The 19,885-nt window shown below is 64.5% G+C and carries 15 protein-coding genes; 1 reads left to right on the forward strand and 14 read right to left on the reverse strand.

Annotated elements, in window-relative coordinates; translation table 11 throughout:
- Nucleotides 1-56 precede the first annotated feature (56 nt).
- The 5 genes from EOA23_RS01095 to EOA23_RS01115 all read right to left on the reverse strand — a co-directional run bounded on the left by EOA23_RS01095 (nucleotide 57) and on the right by EOA23_RS01115 (nucleotide 9,071).
- Nucleotides 57-992 (reverse strand): glycosyltransferase family 2 protein, encoded by a 936-nt coding sequence (locus tag EOA23_RS01095; RefSeq protein ID WP_127302616.1) that lies wholly within the window; start codon nucleotides 990-992, stop codon nucleotides 57-59.
- 112 nt (nucleotides 993-1,104) lie between these two features.
- Nucleotides 1,105-1,989: a transglutaminase family protein gene (locus EOA23_RS01100; protein ID WP_126059650.1), complete on the reverse strand. Its 885-nt coding sequence runs from the start codon at nucleotides 1,987-1,989 to the stop codon at nucleotides 1,105-1,107.
- A 1-nt stretch (nucleotide 1,990) separates the two neighbouring features.
- A complete protein-coding gene (locus EOA23_RS01105) occupies nucleotides 1,991-4,402 on the reverse strand; it encodes a circularly permuted type 2 ATP-grasp protein (protein WP_127302617.1) in 2,412 nt (803 codons plus the stop codon).
- Nucleotides 4,403-4,408: 6 nt separating this feature from the next.
- Nucleotides 4,409-7,768 carry a transglutaminase family protein gene (locus tag EOA23_RS01110; RefSeq protein WP_127302618.1) on the reverse strand — a complete coding sequence of 1,120 codons (3,360 nt, stop codon included), beginning with the start codon at nucleotides 7,766-7,768 and terminating at the stop codon, nucleotides 4,409-4,411.
- Nucleotides 7,769-7,874: 106 nt separating this feature from the next.
- Nucleotides 7,875-9,071, reverse strand: coding sequence for an acyl-CoA dehydrogenase (locus EOA23_RS01115; RefSeq protein WP_127302619.1), 1,197 nt, complete (start codon nucleotides 9,069-9,071; stop codon nucleotides 7,875-7,877).
- 103 nt (nucleotides 9,072-9,174) lie between these two features.
- On the opposite strand from EOA23_RS01115, the gene EOA23_RS01120 reads away from it, so the two are divergent.
- On the forward strand, nucleotides 9,175-10,086 hold the full coding sequence (locus tag EOA23_RS01120; protein WP_127302620.1) for a LysR family transcriptional regulator: 912 nt from the start codon (nucleotides 9,175-9,177) through the stop codon (nucleotides 10,084-10,086).
- Here EOA23_RS01120 and EOA23_RS01125 read toward each other — a convergent pair whose 3' ends face one another.
- The 9 genes from EOA23_RS01125 to EOA23_RS01165 all read right to left on the reverse strand — a co-directional run.
- The gene (locus EOA23_RS01125) at nucleotides 10,087-10,281 is read right to left on the reverse strand and encodes a hypothetical protein (protein WP_127302621.1); all 195 of its coding nucleotides are present in this window, start codon (nucleotides 10,279-10,281) and stop codon (nucleotides 10,087-10,089) included. It lies immediately after the preceding gene.
- Between the two features lie 73 nt (nucleotides 10,282-10,354).
- On the reverse strand, nucleotides 10,355-12,676 hold the full coding sequence (locus EOA23_RS01130) for a Tex family protein (RefSeq protein ID WP_127302622.1): 2,322 nt from the start codon (nucleotides 12,674-12,676) through the stop codon (nucleotides 10,355-10,357).
- Between the two features lie 122 nt (nucleotides 12,677-12,798).
- Nucleotides 12,799-13,977, reverse strand: coding sequence for a serine hydrolase (locus EOA23_RS01135; protein WP_127302623.1), 1,179 nt, complete (start codon nucleotides 13,975-13,977; stop codon nucleotides 12,799-12,801).
- Nucleotides 13,978-14,007: 30 nt separating this feature from the next.
- Nucleotides 14,008-15,204, reverse strand: coding sequence for a serine hydrolase (locus tag EOA23_RS01140; protein ID WP_127302624.1), 1,197 nt, complete (start codon nucleotides 15,202-15,204; stop codon nucleotides 14,008-14,010).
- Between the two features lie 70 nt (nucleotides 15,205-15,274).
- Complete coding sequence (locus EOA23_RS01145) at nucleotides 15,275-16,309, reverse strand: extracellular solute-binding protein (protein ID WP_127302625.1); 1,035 nt, start codon at nucleotides 16,307-16,309, stop codon at nucleotides 15,275-15,277.
- Nucleotides 16,310-16,330: 21 nt separating this feature from the next.
- The gene (locus EOA23_RS01150) at nucleotides 16,331-17,128 is read right to left on the reverse strand and encodes an ABC transporter permease (protein WP_127302626.1); all 798 of its coding nucleotides are present in this window, start codon (nucleotides 17,126-17,128) and stop codon (nucleotides 16,331-16,333) included.
- A complete protein-coding gene (locus EOA23_RS01155) occupies nucleotides 17,121-18,041 on the reverse strand; it encodes an ABC transporter permease (RefSeq protein WP_127302627.1) in 921 nt (306 codons plus the stop codon). Before EOA23_RS01155 ends, EOA23_RS01150 begins: the two co-directional genes overlap by 8 nt.
- Nucleotides 18,041-19,135 carry an ABC transporter ATP-binding protein gene (locus EOA23_RS01160; RefSeq protein WP_127302628.1) on the reverse strand — a complete coding sequence of 365 codons (1,095 nt, stop codon included), beginning with the start codon at nucleotides 19,133-19,135 and terminating at the stop codon, nucleotides 18,041-18,043. Before EOA23_RS01160 ends, EOA23_RS01155 begins: the two co-directional genes overlap by 1 nt.
- A 128-nt stretch (nucleotides 19,136-19,263) precedes the next feature.
- The coding region (locus tag EOA23_RS01165; RefSeq protein WP_145966391.1) for an amidohydrolase family protein at nucleotides 19,264-19,885 on the reverse strand (622 nt) is incomplete at its 5' end.

Genomic DNA, 19,885 nt, shown 5'->3' on the forward strand with positions numbered 1-19,885 from the left:
GGCTTGAGGATCCATTGCCGGCTGCCAGATAGTCGCGAGGCCCGGCCTCGACGCCATCAGGCGCGTTGCGGTTGGGCGACTGGCGCCGAGAACCGGCGCCGTAGAGTGACCTTCAATCGATAGCGCATGCAACGCCAGACGTTCGCGCCCGCCCGTGGCGCGGCCTCGGCCACGTTGAGGAATCTTGCCGCCTTGGCGAAATCGCCGCGCGCGTAATGAACGCGCGCGATCTTCAAGGCAATGAGGCCTTCCCTGACCTTCAGCGACCGCTCCGCGATGCCGCAGGACCGGAGCCGGCGCAGCGCCAGGCGCCATTCCAGAAAGCGCCCGGCAGATCTGACCGTGAAACGATCGTCGGAGCGCTCCGCAGACACGAAATAGATGAAGATCGGTTGTCTCACGACGGCAACCGATGCCTTGGCGATGACGCGCGCCCAAAACAGCGTGTCCTCGTCATAGGCAAGCCCGACCGGGAATCTCGTTTCGCCAATGACCCGCCGCGACACGAGCGCGCTGCCGACTGCAATCGACCGTATCCGCCCATCGAGATAGGCGCAGGCATTGGCAAGCCCGCTGGCTGTGTAGACGCCCGGCATCTTGGTCGACCGCTCCTCGCCGTCGAGCCGCCGACGGAAGGCGCCGACCACCATATCGATCCCTGATCGTGCGCCGGCCTTGGCCAGCAACGCGCGCAGACCGCCTTCCAGATGAAGATCATCGGCGTCGATCATATAGATCCAGGGACAACGGGCCTGCTCCAGAGCCAGATTCCTGGAGCCGCCGGCGTCGCGGCAGCTCGATTTGATGACGCGCATCGGCAAGGCAAACCGCAACGCCGTCTCCGTGGCGACGGCAGCGGTGGCGTCGGAGGAACAATCGTCGACCACCAGCACTTCACCGATGATCTCCTTTTCCGAGACCAGCGAAGCGAGCGTCCGAGCAATTGTCTGAGCGGCATTGTGCGCCGCAATGATGATGCTGACCTCTTCCAAACCCTGTCGCCGCACACCACACCCACGCAGGCGCGCCCCCCGTCAATCCCATACCCAGGATACCGACGGCAGGCGCAGTTGAGAAGCGTCTATCGGGCGATCGGGATTGCCGTCACACCTTTTCCATGGCAACCGGAATGACGTCGACCGCCTGCTCGCCGACCTGGCCGCCCGTCGTCTTCAGCACGCCGACGATCGGCGCCACATCGGAATAGTCGCGGCCATAGCCGACGGTGATATGGTCGTTGCTCGCCCGCATGCCGTTGGTCGGGTCGAATTCCTGCCAGCCGGCATCGCGGCCGCACCATACCTTGACCCAGGCATGCATGGCATCGGCGCCCTCGAGCCTCGGCTTTCCCTTGGGCGGGATCGTGCGCAGGAAGCCGCTGACATAGCCGGCGGGGATGCCCAGCCCGCGCAAACCGGCGATCATGATATGCGAAAAATCCTGGCAGACGCCGCGCTTCAGCGCGAAGGCGTCGCTCGCCCGCGTCTGCACCGTGGTCGCCTTGCCGTCATAGGCGAAATCGCGATGGATGCGATTGCACAGATCGGCCGCTGTAGCCACCGTCGAGCCGGCCAGGCTTTCCCGCGCATAGGCCGTGATCGCGGCATCGATGCCGACATGATCGCTGGCGGCGAGGAAATGATGCGGCGCGGATGGCGACAGGGAGCGGACCGAGCCGAGTTCCTCTTTGAGCTGCTGCAGATCCGGCGAGACGTCAAGACCAGGCTCCGGACGCGACACCGACACACGTGCGCTCATCTTGATGTCGAGGCCGTCGTGGACATCGCGAAAGGCGATCGCGGTGACGCTGTTGCCGAAGAAATCGGAAAAATCCGTGCGCTCAGATGGGTTTGGCACGAAAGACAGCGAGGCGACGACGACGCGCTGCACGCCCGCAATCGTCGGCGGCAGCACCCGCACCTGATGCCGGCTGCCACCGGCCGCGGCGTCATAGTCGTAGCTGAGGTGAAGCCTGATATCGTACAGCATGCTAACCAAAATAGGCCTTGGCGAGGCTGTTATAGAGATTGCCGATCTCGGTCGCGAGATCGTCAAGCACATCCGCCGTCATGTCCGATGGTTCCCTCACCGCGATTGCAGTGTTGAGCTGCAGGATTTCCTTGGCGGCAGTCGACATGTGCCCCTCGCCGCCGACCGAAGGCAGCATGCCGATCTCGGTTTTCAGCCGCTCGAGCTGGAACAGGACCGAGCGCGGATTGAGCGGGTCGAGCGCCAGCAGGTCGATGACCGTGCGCCGCCCGGCCTGCACCGGATATTGCCGGCGGTGGGTCATGACGCTGTCGCCGATCTCCAGCATCATGTCGAGCGCGCCCTCCGGCGCTCCTTTCCCGGTCAGCCGGCTGAGCGTGCGGGCAATCTGGATGCCGCGTTCCAGCCTGCGGCCGATCTCCAGGAAGCGCCAGCCGGTGAAGCGGTACATGTTCTCGTGCAGCAGGCCGGAAAAGCCGGCGAGCTTGCGCAAAAGCACAGTCATCCCCCGTGTCGCATCATCTCCGGGCGCGACCGTCTCCGCGAACTTGTGAACGGTCTTCGAGAGGTCCTTCAGCGCCAGCCAGCCATCGGGCGAGAAGCGGTCACGAATCTGGCCGGCGCTGTAGACCGCGCTGTCCAACGTGCCGATCAATCCCAGCGGAATGGCTTGGTCCACCTCGATCCCGAACGGCTCAAGATAGTCCCTGATATCGGCCAGCAGCGGCATGTCCGGATCGGACGTCTCGGCAAGCCGCACGTGATAGGCGCGCAGCACGCGCAACGTGTCTTCCGAGCGCTCGATATAGCGTCCTAGCCAGGTCAGGTTCTCCGCCGCGCGGCTGGGGAGGCTGCCCGGCATGCTGCGGGTGAAGCTCTCATGTTCCTGCGGCAGCAGCGTCTCGCGCTCGACCGGCCTGTCGCTGACCACCCAGACATCCGCGGCCTGACCGCCGCGCTGCATGGCGATCGCCGTCGGGTCGAGCGAGAAGCCGACGCGGGCGAAGCCACCGGGCATCACCGTCCAGCCTTCCGGCGTGCGCGCCAGATAGACGCGCAGGCTGGCGGGCCGTGGTTCCAGCAAACCGCCGACAAACACCGGCGTGGTCGACAGCGTCACCGCTTCCTGGCCGACGAAACCGGCGCCATCCGCTTCGATCCGCGCGACAAGCTCGGCCCGCTCGCCGGCCGACAGGGATGATCCGAGCCGGGTCGCGCCGTCGTCCTCGAAGGCGAGCCGGGTAGACAGCGCCGGACCGACCACCATGCGGTCGATATTGGCCAGCACATGGGCGCGCTCGCTCTCCTGCCCGCACCACCAGGTGGCGATGTTCGGCAGCTTGAGGTCGTCGGCCTGCAGTTCCCGTGCGATCCTTGGCAGGAAGGACAGCAGCGCCCGCGTCTCCATCAGGCCCGAGCCCAGCGCATTGACGGCTGAGACCGTGCCGCGCCGGATCGCCTCGACAAGCCCCGGCGTGCCGATCTGCGAGTCCGGCTTGAGCTCCAGCGGGTCGGCAAAAGCGGCATCGAGCCGCCGCCACAAGACGCCGATCGGCATCAGGCCGGAAACGGTGCGCACCATCAGCCGACCGCCGGAGACGGTCAGGTCCTCGCCCTCGAGCAGCATGATGCCGAGATAGCGGGCGATATAGGCATGCTCGTAATAGGTTTCGTTGAGCGGCCCCGGCGTCAGGATGGCGACACGACCGCTGGCATCCTTGGCCATGCCGTTCAGCGCGTCGCGGAAGCGGCGGAAGAAGCCGGCAAGTCTATGCACATGCATCTCGCCATAGATGTCCGACAGCGCCCGCGTCGTGGCGACACGGTTCTCCAGCGCGAAACCGGCGCCCGACGGCGCCTGGGTGCGGTCGCCCAGCACCCACCAGCGGCCGTCCGGGCCACGGCCGAGCTCGAAGGCGACCATGTGCAGGAAATGGCCGCTGGCCGGCCTCACGCCGGCGATGGGGCGCAGATATTCCGGGCTCGCGGCGATCAGCCCGGCCGGCAGGATGCCCTTCTCGATCAGCCGGTTCGGCCCGTATATGTCGGCCAGGATCGCCTCGAACAGGTCCGCGCGCTGGACCAGTCCGGCGCTGATCTCAGCCCATTCCTGCTCGTCGATCAGCAGCGGAACATAGGCGAGCGGCCATTCCCGCTCATTGGCGCCTGCCTTGTCATAGACGCGGTAATAGACGCCTGCATCGCGCAGATACTGGTCGGCCCGGGCAAAACGCTGCCCAAGCCGCTCCGCCCCCAAACCGTCGAGTGCGTCGATGAAGGAACGCCAGGCCGGACGCGGGCTGCCCGACGCGTCGACCATCTCGTCGACGACGCCTTCGATCGGCCGGTAGCGTTCCAGCAGGCTCTGCGCCCGCGGCCTGCCGCCCGCCCGTTTCTGATTCCCCTTGGCCATTGTCGATCAGAGTCTCGCCGGCCGCCTGAGGTCAAGGGTCATCGGGAACTCTTCAGAGGCTTCTTCGTCGCGCAGCACATAGCCGCCCGGCGTATGGCCGCGTGGCTCGAAGCGGGCGAGGCGTCGGGCCTCGGCCTCGTTGCCGTTGACCGGGAAGGTGTCGTAGTTGCGGCCGCCCGGATGCGCGACGTGATAGACGCAGCCGCCGACCGAGCGGCCCGACCAGCGGTCGTAGATGTCGAAGACCAGCGGCGTGTTGACCGGCAGGGCCGGATGCAGGCCGGAGGCCGGCTGCCAGGCCTTGAAGCGCACGCCGGCCACCGCGACCTCTCTGGTGTCGGTAACCTTCATCGGCATGATGCGGCCGTTGCAGACAATGGCGTGACGCTCCGGATTGAGGCCTTCCGTCCGCACCTGCAGCCGCTCGACCGAGGAATCGACGAAGCGGACCGTGCCGCCGATCGCACCCTGCTCACCCATCACATGCCAGGGCTCCAGCGCCTGCCTGAGCTCCAGCTTGACGCCGGCATGCTGAACCTCGCCGCAGAAGGGGAAGCGGAATTCGAGCTGGGCGGCGAACCATTCGGGGCGGAAGTCGAAGCCGTTGAGCTTCAGATCCTCCAGCACGTCGAGGAAATCCGCCCAGACATAATGCGGCAGCATGAAGCGGTCATGCAGCGACGTGCCCCAGCGCACGAAGCGGCCGTCGAGCGGGTTCTTCCAGGCGCGAGCGATGATCGCACGGACCAGCAATTGCTGCGCGAGCGACATGCGCGCATTGGGCGGCATCTCGAAACCGCGGAACTCAACCAGCCCCAGCCGGCCGGTCGGGCCGTCCGGCGAGAACAATTTGTCGATGCAGATTTCGGAGCGATGCGTGTTGCCTGTCACGTCGGTCAGGAGATTGCGGAACAGCCGGTCGACCAGCCACGGCAAGGGTGCTGCGCCCTTGTCCGGATGCGGCACCTGCGCCAGTGCGATCTCCAGCTCATAAAGGGAATCGTGCCGCGCCTCGTCGAAGCGCGGCGCCTGGCTGGTCGGACCGATGAACAGGCCGGAAAACAGGTAGGACAGCGACGGATGCCGCTGCCATTGCAGCACCAGGCTCTTCAACAGGTCGGGCCGGCGCAGGAACGGGCTGTCATTGGGCGTCGCGCCGCCGACCACGACATGGTTGCCGCCGCCGGTTCCGGTATGGCGGCCATCGATCATGAACTTGTCGGTGCCGAGCCGCGACTGCCGTGCTTCCTCGTAGATCGTCGTGGTGGTGGCCACGCATTCCTGCCAGTTGCCGGCCGGGTGGATGTTCACCTCGATGACGCCGGGATCTGGCGCCACGCGGATGACGTTGAGGCGCGGATCGTGCGGCGGGGCGTAGCCTTCGATATGGACCGGCAGGCCGATGGCCTTGGCCGCGTTCTCCGCCGCCGCCACCAGTTCGAGATAGTCCTCCAACGCCTCGACCGGCGGCATGAACACGCAGAGCCGGCCGTCGCGCGGCTCGACGGTGAGCGCGGTGCGCACCGCGCCGCCGATCTCGGTCAGTTGCTGCTCGACGCGGTCCTGCTGCGCGCTCGCAGCGGTGAAAGACACGGTCTGCTGGCGGCGTGCCATTTCGTCCGCGCCTTCCAGTTCAGCTGGCGACGGCTGGGGCAAGATGGCCTCGCGCGCCGGCAGCGCGCCACGCGGCACGGACGGGTCGACCGGCACGATATAAGGGAATTGCGCCGGCGGCACATAGGGCAGTGTACCGAGCGGCAGGCGATAGCCGACCGGTGAATCGCCCGGCACCAGGAATAGGCGGCCGCGCCTCGTCTTCCATTTCTCCGAGCGCCAGCGCTGGCCAGCGGCCTGGCTGTTCCAGCGCTGCACCGGCAGCACATAGCCCGATGGCTTGGTCAACCCGCGCTCGAAGACGCGCGCCATGCGGCTGCGCTCTTCCGGGTCTTCCAGCTTCGAATTGGACGGATCGACATTATCCGGCAGCTTGCCTTCCTTGAGCAGCCATTCGGCCGGATCCTCATAGGCCTCGCTGACCATCGCCTTGTCGATGCCGAGCTCGCCGGCGATCGCCGTGAGCAGGCTTTCGGCCTGTTCGGGACCGATCGCGGCATTACCATTCTCGCGCGCGATCAGCGACGGGTCGCGCCACACCGGCTCGCCATCGGTGCGCCAGTAGAGCGAGAAGGTCCAGCGCGGCAGGCTTTCGCCCGGATACCACTTGCCCTGGCCATAATGCAGAAAACCGCCAGGAGCGAAGCGTTCGCGCAGCCGGCGAATGAGCTGGTCCGCCTTGTCGCGCTTGGTCGGACCGACGGCGGCCGTGTTCCATTCGGCGGACTCGAAATCGTCGATCGACACAAAGGTCGGCTCGCCGCCCATGGTGAGCCGCACGTCCTGCTCCCGCAAAACGGCATCGACCTTGTTGCCGAGCGCATCGAGCGCTTCCCAGCTCTCATCCGAGAACGGCTTGGTGATGCGCGGATGCTCGGCGATGCGGTCGACCCGCATGTCGAAACCGAAATCGACATTGGCGAAGCTCGCCATGCCGGAGATGGGTGCTGCATTGCGATAATGCGGCGTCGCCGCCAGCGGCACATGGCTCTCGCCGGTGAGCAGGCCGGAAGTGGGGTCGAAGCCGATCCAGCCAGCGCCTGGAATATAGACCTCGCACCACGCGTGCAGATCGGTGAAATCGACCGACGTTCCGGGCGGCCCGTCCAAAGACACCAGATCGGGCTTGAGCTGGATCAGATAGCCGGAGACGAAGCGCGCGGCGATACCGAGATTGCGCAGGATCTGCACCAGCAGCCAGCTTGAATCCCGGCACGAGCCCTTGGCCGCGGCAAGCGTCTCCTCCGGCGAGAAGACGCCGGTCTCCATGCGCACGATATAAGCGATCTCGCGCTGCAGCCTGGCATTGAGATCGACCAGGAAATTGACGGTGTTTGTCGGGCTGCGATCGATGCTGTCAATGAATTTGGACAACAGCGGCCCGGCCGGCTCCGGTTTCCGGTAGATGGCGAGATCTTCCCTGATCTCTTCCGGGTAGTCGAACGGAAAGGTCTCGGCCGATTCCTCAACGAAGAAATCGAACGGATTGTAGACCGTCATGTCGGCGACGAGGTCGACTTCGATCTTAAGCTCGGTCACCGGCTCCGGGAAGACGAAGCGGGCGAGGAAGTTGCCGTAGGGGTCCTGCTGCAGGTTGACGAAGTGGTTCTTCGGCTCGACCTTCAGCGAATGGCTGAGCACCTTGGTGCGCGAATGCGGCGCCGGCTGCAGCCTGATCACCTGGGGACCAAGCACCACCGGCCGGTCATATTTGTAATGGGTCAGGTGATGAACGGTTGCCAGAATTGCCATAGTACCCCGGAGTTCGGCGTTTCAATCCGCCGAACCCTGACATAGATGCTGGCCATTCTCCAAGCAGAGATGTTGCGCTGCAACTAAATTAAGCAGCCTTGCCGGCTTAGAAAAACGCCTGGATGCCGGTTTGCGCCCTTCCGAGGATCAGCGCATGCACGTCATGCGTGCCTTCATAGGTGTTCACCGTCTCCAGGTTCTGCGCGTGGCGCATCACGTGGTAGCCGATCTGGATACCGTTGCCGCCATGCATGTCGCGGGCCTGGCGGGCGATGTCGAGCGCCTTGCCGCAATTGTTGCGCTTGACGATCGAGATCATTTCCGGCGCCATCTTGCCCTCGTCCATCAGCCGGCCGACGCGCAATGAGCCCTGCAGGCCAAGCGCGATCTCCGTCTGCATGTCGGCGAGCTTCTTCTGGAAGAGCTGCGTGCCGGCGAGCGGCTTGCCGAACTGTTTTCTGTCGAGGCCGTATTGCCGCGCCCGGTGCCAGCAATCCTCGGCCGCGCCCATGGCGCCCCAGGAAATGCCGTAGCGCGCCCGGTTGAGACAGCCGAACGGACCGCCGAGCCCCCTGGCGTTGGGCAGCAGCGCCTCTTCGCCGACCTCGACACCTTCCAGCACCACCTCGCCGGTGATCGACGCACGCAGCGACAGCTTGCCACCGATCTTCGGCGCCGAGAGCCCCTTCATGCCTTTTTCCAGCACGAAGCCACGGATATCGTCCTTGCCGTTCTCGCCCTTCAGCTTCGCCCAGACGACGAAGATATCGGCGATCGGCGCGTTGGAGATCCACATCTTGGAGCCGGAGAGCTTATAGCCGTTCGCCGTCTTCTCGGCGCGCGTCTTCATGCCGCCCGGGTCGGAGCCCGCATCCGGCTCGGTGAGGCCGAAGCAGCCGATCCATTCCCCCGAGGCAAGCTTCGGCAGGTATTTCTTGCGCTGCGCTTCCGAGCCATAGGCATGGATCGGATACATGACCAGCGACGACTGCACGCTCATCATCGAGCGGTAGCCGGAATCGATGCGCTCGACCTCGCGGGCCACCAGGCCGTAGGTCACGTATCCGGCGCCGAGCCCGCCGTATTCCTCCGGAATGGTGATGCCGAGCAGACCTGCCTCGCCCATCTCGCGGAAGATCGACGGGTCGGTCTTCTCCTCGGCATAGGCTTCCTCGATGCGCGGCGCCAGCTTGTCGGCAGCGAAGGCGGCCGCGCCGTCACGCACCATGCGCTCGTCCTCGGAAAGCTGGTCCTCGATCAGGAAGGGGTCGTTCCACACGAAAGCGTTCTTATCGGCGGCCATGGCCTCGGGCTCCCAGTATTTTGATGTGCCCGGCTTATCCGCCTGCGCACGCGAAAAATCAAACGAAATTGCATCGCGGATCAATGAGCGTTAGTAATGTATCATGAACGTTCAGCGCCGCCTTTTGCCCAACACCGCCGCCCTTGCGGCCTTCGAGGCGGTGGCGCGGCTTGGCTCCTTCACCGCCGCCGCGCGCGAGCTCGATTTGACTCAGGGCGCCGTCAGCCGCCAAATCAACCTGTTGGAAGAACAGTTCGGCCGCCGGCTGTTCGAGCGCGACAGCCGCAATGTCCGCTTATCCGCGGCGGGCGAAATCTATGCGGAAGCGGTGCGCTCGGCGCTCGGCCAGTTGCGCGACGCCGCGCTTGGATTGATGAGCAATCGGCATAGCGGCGTTCTCAACCTGGCCATCCTGCCGACCTTCGGCACGCGCTGGCTGATGCCGCTGATCCCGGATTTCGTCGCCCGGCACCCGGATATCACCATCAACTTCGCCACCCGCATCGGACGGTTCGACTTCGCCCGCGAGCGGCTGGACGCCGCGATCCATCACGGCATGCCCGACTGGCCGGATGCCGACTGCACGCTTCTGATGCGCGAGACCGTGATGCCGGTGGTTTCGCCGGAATTCCTCGCCGCCCGCGACATCGCCACGCCGGCCGACATCAGCCGCCTGCCCCTGCTGCATATGGCGACCCGCCCCGGCGCCTGGAGCGAATGGTTCGAACATCAGGGGCTCGATGCGCCGACCGGACCCGGCATGCAGTTCGAGCAGTTCGGCACGGTCGCGCAGGCCTGCATGGCGGGGCTCGGCGTGGCGCTGCTGCCGGAAATCCTGATCTCAGGCGAATTGCAGCGCGGCCAGTTGGTGCCGGCGCCCGGCCAACCGATGCAGAGCCGCAGCGCCTATTATCTCGTCGTACCGAATGACAAGCGGGGACATCCGCCGGTTGCCAGCTTTCGCGACTGGCTGGCGGGCCAGATCGGCAAGGAGCCGGCTGTCCTCGCCTGGTAGCTACTTCCGCTTCATCGCCTCGGCTTCCGGCTGTAAGCGTGGTGTCATTGCGGCTCGCGTTTCGGCAATTTTTGCATCGAGCTTGCTTTTGATCCGGGCGAAAGCCTGGTTTGCATCGACCGACCTGCCACTCGTCATGCCCTCGTCCCAAAGACGCGCCAGCTCACGGACACTCATTTCACCGAAACTTGCCATATCGCGCGTCTCTCCACACACGGACGGTATAGAACGCTCTACTGATTGCAAGGAACGCAGTCGATCCTAGTAGCTACTTCCGCTTCATCGCCTCGGCGAGCGCCGCGCCGAACGCGCCCTGCGAAGGCTTTTCCGGCTGGCGCTGTGGCGCCGGCGAGCGCGGCGCCGGCTTGCCGCCGCCGTGATCGCGCTGGCCGCCACGCGGCGCGCTACCTTCGCCGCCATCCTTGCGCATCGACAGGCCGATGCGCTTGCGCTTGATGTCGACGTCGACGACCCGCACCTTCACCACGTCGCCAGCCTTCACCACCTCATGCGCGTCCTTGATGAAGCGGTCGGCCAGTTGCGAGACATGCACCAGCCCATCCTGGTGCACGCCGATGTCGACGAAGGCGCCGAAGGCGGCGACATTGGTGACTGTGCCTTCGAGCAGCATGCCTGGCTTCAAATCCTTGATGTCGTCGACGCCCTCGGCAAAGGTCGCGGTCTTGAAGCCGGGGCGCGGATCGCGTCCGGGTTTTTCCAATTCGGCGATGATGTCGCGCACCGTAGGCAGACCGAAACGCTCGTCGACGAAGACGCGTGGATCCAGCGCCTTGAGCGCGGCGCTGTCACCCATCAGCGCACGCACGTCGCGGCCGCAAGCGGCAACGATCTTCTTTGCCACGCCATAGGCTTCCGGGTGCACCGAGGACGCATCGAGCGGCTCCACGCCATTCGGGATGCGCAGGAAGCCGGCGCTTTGCTCGAAGGCGCGCGGCCCGAGCCGCGCCACCTTGAGCAGGTCCTTGCGGCTGGCAAATGGCCCAGCCGCATCGCGATGCGCAACGATCGCCTCGGCCAGCGACGGCCCCAATCCCGACACGCGCGCCAAAAGCGGCGCCGACGCCGTGTTGAGGTCGACGCCGACGGCATTGACCGCATCCTCGACCACCGCCTCCAGCGAGCGGCCAAGCCGGTACTGGTCGACATCGTGCTGGTATTGGCCGACGCCGATCGATTTCGGCTCGATCTTGACCAGCTCGGCCAGCGGATCCTGCAGGCGCCTGGCGATCGACACTGCGCCGCGCAACGAGACATCGAGGCCGGGGAATTCCGCAGCAGCCGTCGCTGAAGCTGAATATACGGAAGCGCCAGCCTCGCTGACGATAACCTTGAGCGGCTTCGGCCCGGCGCCGGCGGGCAGGTCCGACAGCATGTCGGCGACCAGCTTCTCGGTCTCGCGGCTGCCGGTGCCGTTGCCGATCGAGATCAGCTCGACCTTATGCTGGCGGATGAGCGCCGCAAGCTCGGCCTGCGTGCCGCGAATGTCATTCCTCGGCGGGAAGGGATAGACCGTCGTGGTCGCCACCAGCTTGCCGGTGCCGTCGACCACCGCCACCTTGACGCCGGTGCGGATGCCGGGGTCGAGACCCATCGTCGGCCGCGAGCCGGCGGGAGCGGCGAGCAGCAGGTCCTTGAGATTGCGGGCGAAGACGTGGATCGCCTCTTCCTCGGCCCGTTCACGCAAGTCGCGCATCAGGTCGAGCGTCAGATGCAGCGACAGTTTGATCCGCCACGTCCAGCCGGCCACCTCCATCAGCCATTTGTCGCCGGGCAGCGTGCCGCCGATGGCATAGGCATTGGCGATCATGCGCTCGACCGGTTTCACCGGCGAGGCGTCGTCGGCATCGACCTCGATGTCGAGCGACAGCACCTCTTCGTTGCGGCCACGCAGCATGGCGAGCGCACGGTGGCTGGGCACGCCCGACCAGCGCTCGACATGGTCGAAATAGTCGGAAAATTTCGCGCCAGCCTCCTGCTTTCCGTCGACGACTTTTGCGCGCAGGAAGGCGCGTTCCTTCATATAGGCGCGCAGCTTGCCGACCAGGTCGGCATTCTCGGCGAACTGCTCCGACAGGATGTCGCGCGCGCCTTCAAGCGCCGCCTTGGCGTCAGCCACCTCGTCGGTGACATAGGCGAGCGCGAGCTCGGCCGGAATTTTGGAGCGGTCGGCCAGGATCGCTTCGGCGAGCGGCCCCAGGCCGCGCTCCCTGGCAATCTCGGCCTTGGTGCGGCGCTTCGGCTTGTAGGGCAGGTAGATGTCTTCCAGTTCCGCCTTGGTGGCTGCCGCGACGATCTTGGCTTCCAACTCCTCGGTCAGCTTGCCCTGCTCGCGGACGGAGCTGACGATCGTCTCGCGCCGCGCATCGAGCTCGCGCAGATAGGCGAGCCGCTCGGAAAGGTCGCGCAACTGCGTGTCGTCGAGCCCGCCGGTGACTTCCTTGCGGTAACGCGCCACGAAAGGCACCGTGGCGCCCTCGTCGAGCAGTCCGATCGCCGCCGCGGCCTGTTCCGGCCGTGCGCCGATCTCGGCCGCGATGATTGCTGCGATGCGCTTGATGTCCGATGCCATGCCGATCCCTGTCGAAAAGAGCGGCGACCATAGGCCGGGACGCCGGCCGCGCCAACCACGCCGTTTTCAACTGACCCTGGAGGTCCACAGGAAACAGCTGTGAATGCGACCCGCCGAACGGCTCAGACCATCGTGCTCAGCGCCTCGAAGAAGCTGACGAGGTCGAGGTCGAGCCGATCATCGACAGGTTCCGGCTGCGACGACATCTTGGCGATGACCACTTCCGCCTTCGGATTGACGTAGAGCCACTGGCCGTGGATGCCGATGCCGCAGAAGGCGCCGCTGTCATGGCCGGTCTGGTACCATTTGTTGCGGTAGCGTCCCTTCGGGAACAGGAACGCCATCGTGCCGCGCTGCCAGGCCTCATAGCTGCCGCCGGTGGCGACGGTGTCGCGCACCCAGGCTTCCGGAACGATGCGGCGGCCGTTTGCCGTGCCGCCCTGCCGCATCATCTCGCCGATACGCGCGAGGTCGCGCGGCGTCATAGACATGCCGCCGGCCGTGCGCGCCGTGCCTTCCATGTCGACCGTCACCGACATGTCGCTTGCGGCGCCCAGCGGCAGCCAAAGCTTTTCGCTGAGCAATTGGCTGACACGCCTGCCCGAAGCCCGCTCCACCAGGATGCCCAGCATGTCCGAATTAGGCGATCGATAGCGATAAGTCTGCCCGTGCGGCTCAGCGAGACGCTCCAGCGTCAGCAGGAATGCCGCGAGGCTTTCCGACCCGCCGCCCGGATTCCACAAGGTCGAACGGCGGTAACGGGCAAACGCGCTTTCCGGATCGAGATAGGCTTCCTCGAAATCGAGGCTGACCGTCATGTCGAGCACGTGGCGCACGCTGGCGTCGCCATAGGCGGAGTCCTTGGCCTCGGGAATGTACTCAATAACCGGCGCGTTGGGATCGAACAGCCCCTCGCCTTCCAATATGCCGGCAAGAATGGCGGTCACCGACTTGCTGATAGAAAAGATGATGTGGCGCGCTCCGAACGGCATATGCGGCGCCGACCAGTCGCCGACCAGCTTGCCGCCCTTCAGGATCGTCAGCCCGTCCGTGTCGGAGTGTTTCAAGAAGCCCTCGACGGTTTCGCTGCCGCCGGCGAACGAGATGTTCTCCTCGAGCAGCGCCCCGAGCGATTTTGCCTGCTCCTCGCCGCCGGGCGCCGCCGCGACATGCACGCTCGGCACCAGTTCGCCGACATTCTGGAACGACCATCGGTTGAACGGCGCCAGCCGCCAAGTTTCAAGCCGCACATCCTTGCGGGCAAAGCCATATTGGGTCTCAAACGCGGTTTTGCCGGTCATGATACTCTCGCGGTTGCTATCTTGAGGAGTTCAGGCCAATGCGGCGGCGATGGCGTGCACCGCCTTCTGCGTCGCCACCGAATAGGCGGCGTTGAGGAAATCCGGATAGGTCGAAAGCTTCACCACGACCATCCTGTGTTCCCAACTCATATGGATCAGTTGGCCGAACACGCCGCGGCACATCAGCGAGCGCGAGTGTGAATCCTCGATCCAGAACTGGTTGCGGTAGCTGCCGTCCGGAAGGCTAGGGCTGAAATTCGGGCCATGCCTGCCGCTGCGCGTCGCCTCGATCCAGTCGGCCGGGATCACCCCGCCGCCATTGTCGAGGATCAATTGCCCGAAGCGGCCATAGTCGCGCAGCGTCGCGTTGAAGCCGCCATCGGCCAGCGCATAGCCGGCGCTGTCGACGGTGAAGCAGGCGCTCTCGTCGGCGCCGAGTTTCTGCCAGAGCTCCTCCGAGACGAGTTGCGCCAGGCGCTTGCCGCTCACCCGCTCCATGATGAAGGCGAGCACGTCGGTCTCGATCGAGCGGTACTCGAACGCCTCGCCATGCGGGCGCACTCGGTCCTTCAGCCGCAGGATCAGCTCGTACATGTGCGAGGGCCACGAAAAGTGCGGATCGCTGCCAGGTGGGATCGGCTTCCAGCCGGTTGCGACATCGACCTGGCCGATCTCGGAATAGCGATCGGTGTATTCCTCGGAAAATCGCACGCCCGTCGTCATGTCGAGCACGTGCTGCACGGTGGCGCCGGCCCAGCCGGTCTCACCGAGTTCCGGAAGATAGTCGGTGACGAGCTTTGCCGGATCGATCAAACCGCGCCCGACCAGTATCCCGCACACCGACCCGGTGACCGACTTCGCCATCGACTGCGACAAATGCAGCGTGCGCTCGTCCATGCCGTTGAAATAGCGCTCATAGGCGACCTTGCCGTCCTTCAGCACCAGGAAGCCGTCGGCATAGGTCTCGTCGAGCAGGCCGGCGAGCGTCGTCGGCACTCCGCTGCTATCGACCACCGGCAATTCGTCGAGGTCGACTTCGGCGCGCTCCAGGCGATGGCGATGGCCGCTGCCGCGCCACACCTCGACCGTCGGCAGAAATTCGCGGATGTGCTGGAAGGCCCAGCGGTTCCATGGCGGCCTATCCCAGTCGAGCTTCGGCGGCACCAGCCTGGGCGGCGAGCCCTGCATGATCGGCGGCCGCGGATCGGAGTTGCGATAGGAATCCATGACCAACTACCCTGACAACGTGAAAACGGACCCGTCGGCGCGTGCCGACGGGTCCGTTCAAGCAAAGTGGCTACTTCTGCAGTTCGGTCCAGATCTTGGTGTAGATATCCTGGACCTCGGGAGCGCACATCCGCTGGAATTCGCCGCGCGGCTTGGCGTCGGCCGGAATGACCACTTCCGGAGCGTCCTTCATGTCGGCCGGCATGTATTTCTCCGAGCCGGTGATGGCATTGGCGTAGCGGTGGAAGGCCGAAAGACCGGCAGCGTTTTCCGGATCCATGATGAAGTTCTGGAACAGCTTGGCGTTCTCGACGTTCTTGGCTTCCTTGAGGACAACCACATTGTCGCTCCACAGCCCGAAGCCTTCCTTCGGATAATTGTAATGGATGGCCGGGTTGGCCAGCCGCTGGCGCAGCGCAGAGCCGTTCCAGTCGCTGGTGGCCTTGAAGTCGCCGGCGCCCATCTTTTCGATGGTGTTGTATTCCATGGCGATCCAGTTCGGCTTGGCGGCAACGAGCGTGTCACGCACCTTCTTCAAAATCGCTTTGTCGTCGGTGCATTGCTGGCCGCCGAGATATTTGATGGCGGCGAAGATGACATCGTTCATTTCTGGAACGACGTTGACCTTGCCCTTCAACTCGTCAGGCGTGTTGAAGATGATACCCCATGAATCGGCCGGCCCCTTGTAGGCGTCGGTGTTCACGACCACGCCGATGGTGCCCCAGGCCCACGGCACCGAATATTTGCGGCCCGGGTCGAACTCGGGATTGGCCCATTCCGGCGCGACGTTCTTGAAGTTTTCCATCTTGCCAGGATCGGTCTCGAGCAGGAGGCCTTCCTTGATCCAGATCGGAACGAAGGTCTGGGACGGCACCGCTATATCGAACCCGGTGCCGCCCTGGCGGACCTTGGCCAGCGCCGTGTCGTTGGAATCGTAGTCGGTGATGGTCACCTTGACGTTGTATTTCTGCTCGAACTTCTTGATCACGTCCGGGCTGGTGTAGTTGCCCCAATTGTAGATGTTCAGGACACCGTCAGCGCGAACGACGCTAGTCGAAGCGAGCAATGTCAGCGCCATGGCGGTCGCTGTTGTCTTCCAGTTCATGCTTTGACTCCCATTGTCTGTTCAGTCTTGTTTCCTGCTGACGAAGAAAAACAACGTGACGATCGCGACCGAAAGCAGCAGGAAGGCGGTCGATATCGCGTTGATCTCGGGCGTTATCCCTCGGCGAATCTGGCCGAGCATGTAGGTGGGCAGCGTGTCCTGGCCGCCGGACTTGACGAATTCGGTGATGACGACGTCGTCGAGCGAGATGACGAAAGCCAGCATCAGCCCTGCCAGAATGCCGGGCCACAGCAGCGGCAGCGTGACGCGGCGAAAGGTCTGCCAGGGCGTCGCATAGAGATCGGCTGCGGCGCGTTCCAGCGTCAGGTCCATGTTTTCCAGCCGGGCCCGGATGGGCAGATAGGCGAAGGGAATGCAGAACGCCGTGTGCGCGGCGACCAGATAACCGAGGCCAGAGTAGCCGGTGAATATCTTGATGCGCGAGAAGAAGATCAGCAGCGCCACGCCGGTAACGATCTCCGGCACCATCAGAGGCTGGTTGATCGCCGCATATTTGAAGGTCAGGCCACGATACGGGGCCGTCCGCGTCGTCGCCAGCGCAGCCATCGTTGCGGCGATGGTTGCAAGCACGGCCGCGACGGAGCCGATCTGGAAGGACAGCAAGGTGGCATCGATGACCTGCGTGTTCTGCCACGCCGACTGAAACCATTTCAGCGAGAAGCCGCCCCATTCGGAGGTCGATGTCGCGGCGTTGAACGCGTAGACGACCAGCACCACGATCGGCATGTAGAGAACCACGAAACAGGTCATGGCGATGGCCGTGAAGCCGGGCTGGTGCTTGATGGAGAAATTAGCCATGGCGCACCTCGGTCCGTCCGGCGTTTCGAACGTAGGCAAGCAGCGCCACCATGACGATGATCATGACGGCAATCGACAGCGCCGAGCCAAGCGGCCAGTTGCGGCCCTGCCCGAACTGCAGCTCGATCAGGTTTGAAAGCATCATGTTCTTGCCGCCGCCCAGCACGACTGGCGTGACATAGGCGCCGATCGCCGGGATGAAGACGAGAATGGATCCGGCGATCACGCCAGGCTTGACCAGCGGAAAGATGATGCGCCGCAGCACCTGGAAACGATTGGCGTAAAGATCGTAGCCCGCCTCGACCAGCCGGAAGTCGAGCTTTTCCATGCTGGCATAGATGGGCAGCACCATCAGCGGCAGGTAGACATAGGCCATGCCGACCAGGATCGCGGTATCGGTGAACAGGATCTGGATCGGCGCCGAGACGATCCCCGCCTTGATCAGGAGGGTGTTGATGATGCCCTCATTGCGGATGATCTGCAGCACCGCGAACGTGCGGATAAGCAGGTTGGTCCAGAACGGTATGGTGATCAGGAAAAGCCAGATGTCGCGCGTTTTCTCGCTGCGTGTGGCCATGAAATAGGCCGTGGGAAATCCAAGCGCCAAAGTGGCGATCGTCGTCACTACCGCAAGCTTGATGGAGCGCCAGAAGATGGTGACGTGGGCGGCCGCCAGCGAGAGCGTGTCGTCGAAGATGTCGCGTTCCATGAACACCGACACCCATGCCTCTGGCGAAAACTGCCATTTCACATCGCCATAAGGTCCGGGCGTCAGGAACGAATAGACGAGCACGATCAGCAAGGGCCCGGTCGCCGCCACGAGGATGATCAGCAGCGCTGGCGCCGACAACAGCCAACGCGTGCGCACGTCGCGTCGCTCCGCTTCCCTCGCGATCTGTTCCGCGGTGGCCATCAGTCCCTCAGCACTTGCGCCGCGTCGTTGCCGATCGAGATGCCGACCGCGTCGCCGACCTCGAAGCCACAGCCGGCGGTTCGGGTGTTCTGCTGGCGCACGGTGAACGCCTCGCCGCTGTCCAACTGCACATGGATATGCGTGTCGGTGCCGAAATAGACGACGTTCGCGACGGTGCCCGACAGCTCGCCCTTGCCCTTGACCAGCTTGGCGTGTTCCGGCCTGACCACCACGGTGGCGCTGTCTTTCGGCTGGAAGCCGTCGGCTACGGTTGCTTCGATGACGGCGCCGGATTTGAGCGTCGCTCGCGCCTTGCCGTTGCCGATGTCGGTGACGGCCGCGGTGAGGAAGTTGGTCTCGCCGATGAAATCGGCGACGAAGCGTTCCGCGGGCTTGTCGTAGATATCCCAGGGCGTGCCGACCTGCAGGATCTTGCCGGCCGACATCACCGCGATGCGGTCGGACATGGTCAGCGCTTCTTCCTGGTCGTGGGTGACGAAGATGAAGGTGATGCCGGTCTCGTGCTGCAGCCGCTTCAGCTCGATCTGCATTTCCTTGCGCAGCTTGTAGTCGAGCGCCGACAACGGCTCGTCGAGCAGCAGCACCTTCGGCTGCGGCGCCAGCGCGCGGGCGAGCGCGACGCGCTGCTGCTGGCCACCGGAGATCTGGCTGGTGCGGCGCGCCTTCAGCGCCTCCATCTTGACCAGCTTCAGCATCTGGGCGACGCGGGCCTCGATCTCCGCTTTCGGCTTGCCGAGCATCTCCAGCCCGAAGCCGATATTCTGCGCCACCGTCATGTGCGGGAACAACGCGTAGCTCTGGAAGACTGTATTGACCGGGCGTTTGAACGGCGGCAGCGGCGCGATGTCCTGGCCGTGCAGCAGGATCTCGCCGGCGCTCGGGAAATCGAAGCCGGCAATCAATCTCAGCAGCGTCGTCTTTCCGCATCCAGACGGACCGAGCAGCGTGAAAAACTCATTTTCGCGGATCGACACTGAAACCGTGTCGAGGGCGGCTACCTGGTTTTCGCCGGTTCCGAAAACCTTGCGAACACCGCGAACTTCGATCGCGTTCTTACCCGGTTGTTCCGGCACGATTACCCCATTGAGAGAGCCTGCTCTTTCCGGCAGGTGTGTTCCTGTTTGATTGTCACCATAAGCCGTGCGGCTTGGCAACTGCGGAGCTGCTACCTGATTTTCAAACGCAATTCCCATGCCGCACCTCAGGCCTGATAGGTGACCTTGCCGCCACAGATGGTGGTGACCGGGCGCACCGTGTGCAGCGCTTCCGGCGCCGTCGCCTCGATATCGGCCGACAAGACGACGATGTCGGCGAGATAGCCGGTCTTCAGGCGGCCCTTGCGATCTTCCATGAACTCCGCATAGGCGCCCTCGACCGTGTAGCCCTGGATCGCTTCCCGCAACGAGAAGCTCTGGTCCGGCATGCCTTCCGCCCAAGGCTTGCGCATGACTGCCGCCTGGATGGACAGGATCGGATCGACCGGAGAAACCGGCCAGTCGGAGGCGAACACGACCCGCGCGCCGGCATTTTTCAGCGTGCGCCAGGCATAGCTCAACGGCCACTTGTCGCGGCCGATGCGCGAGATCGTCGGCTCCAGCGGGAAGTTCATCGCCCCCGGCGGATGCGCCGGCTGCATCGAAGCCAGAACGCCAAGTTCGGCGAAGCGCGGCACGTCGGGCGCCGTGATCACCTCGATATGCTCGACGCGGTGGCGGCTGTCGCGCCTGCCGTTCTTCTTCGCCGCTGCCTGATAGCCGTCGAGCACCGCGCGAACCGCGCCGTCGCCGATCGAATGCACGGCGATCTGCAGGCCGCGCCTGTCG

Origin of the sequence: Mesorhizobium sp. M2A.F.Ca.ET.042.01.1.1 (assembly GCF_003997405.1) — a bacterium.
In the GTDB taxonomy this organism is placed as follows: Bacteria; Pseudomonadota; Alphaproteobacteria; order Rhizobiales; family Rhizobiaceae; genus Mesorhizobium.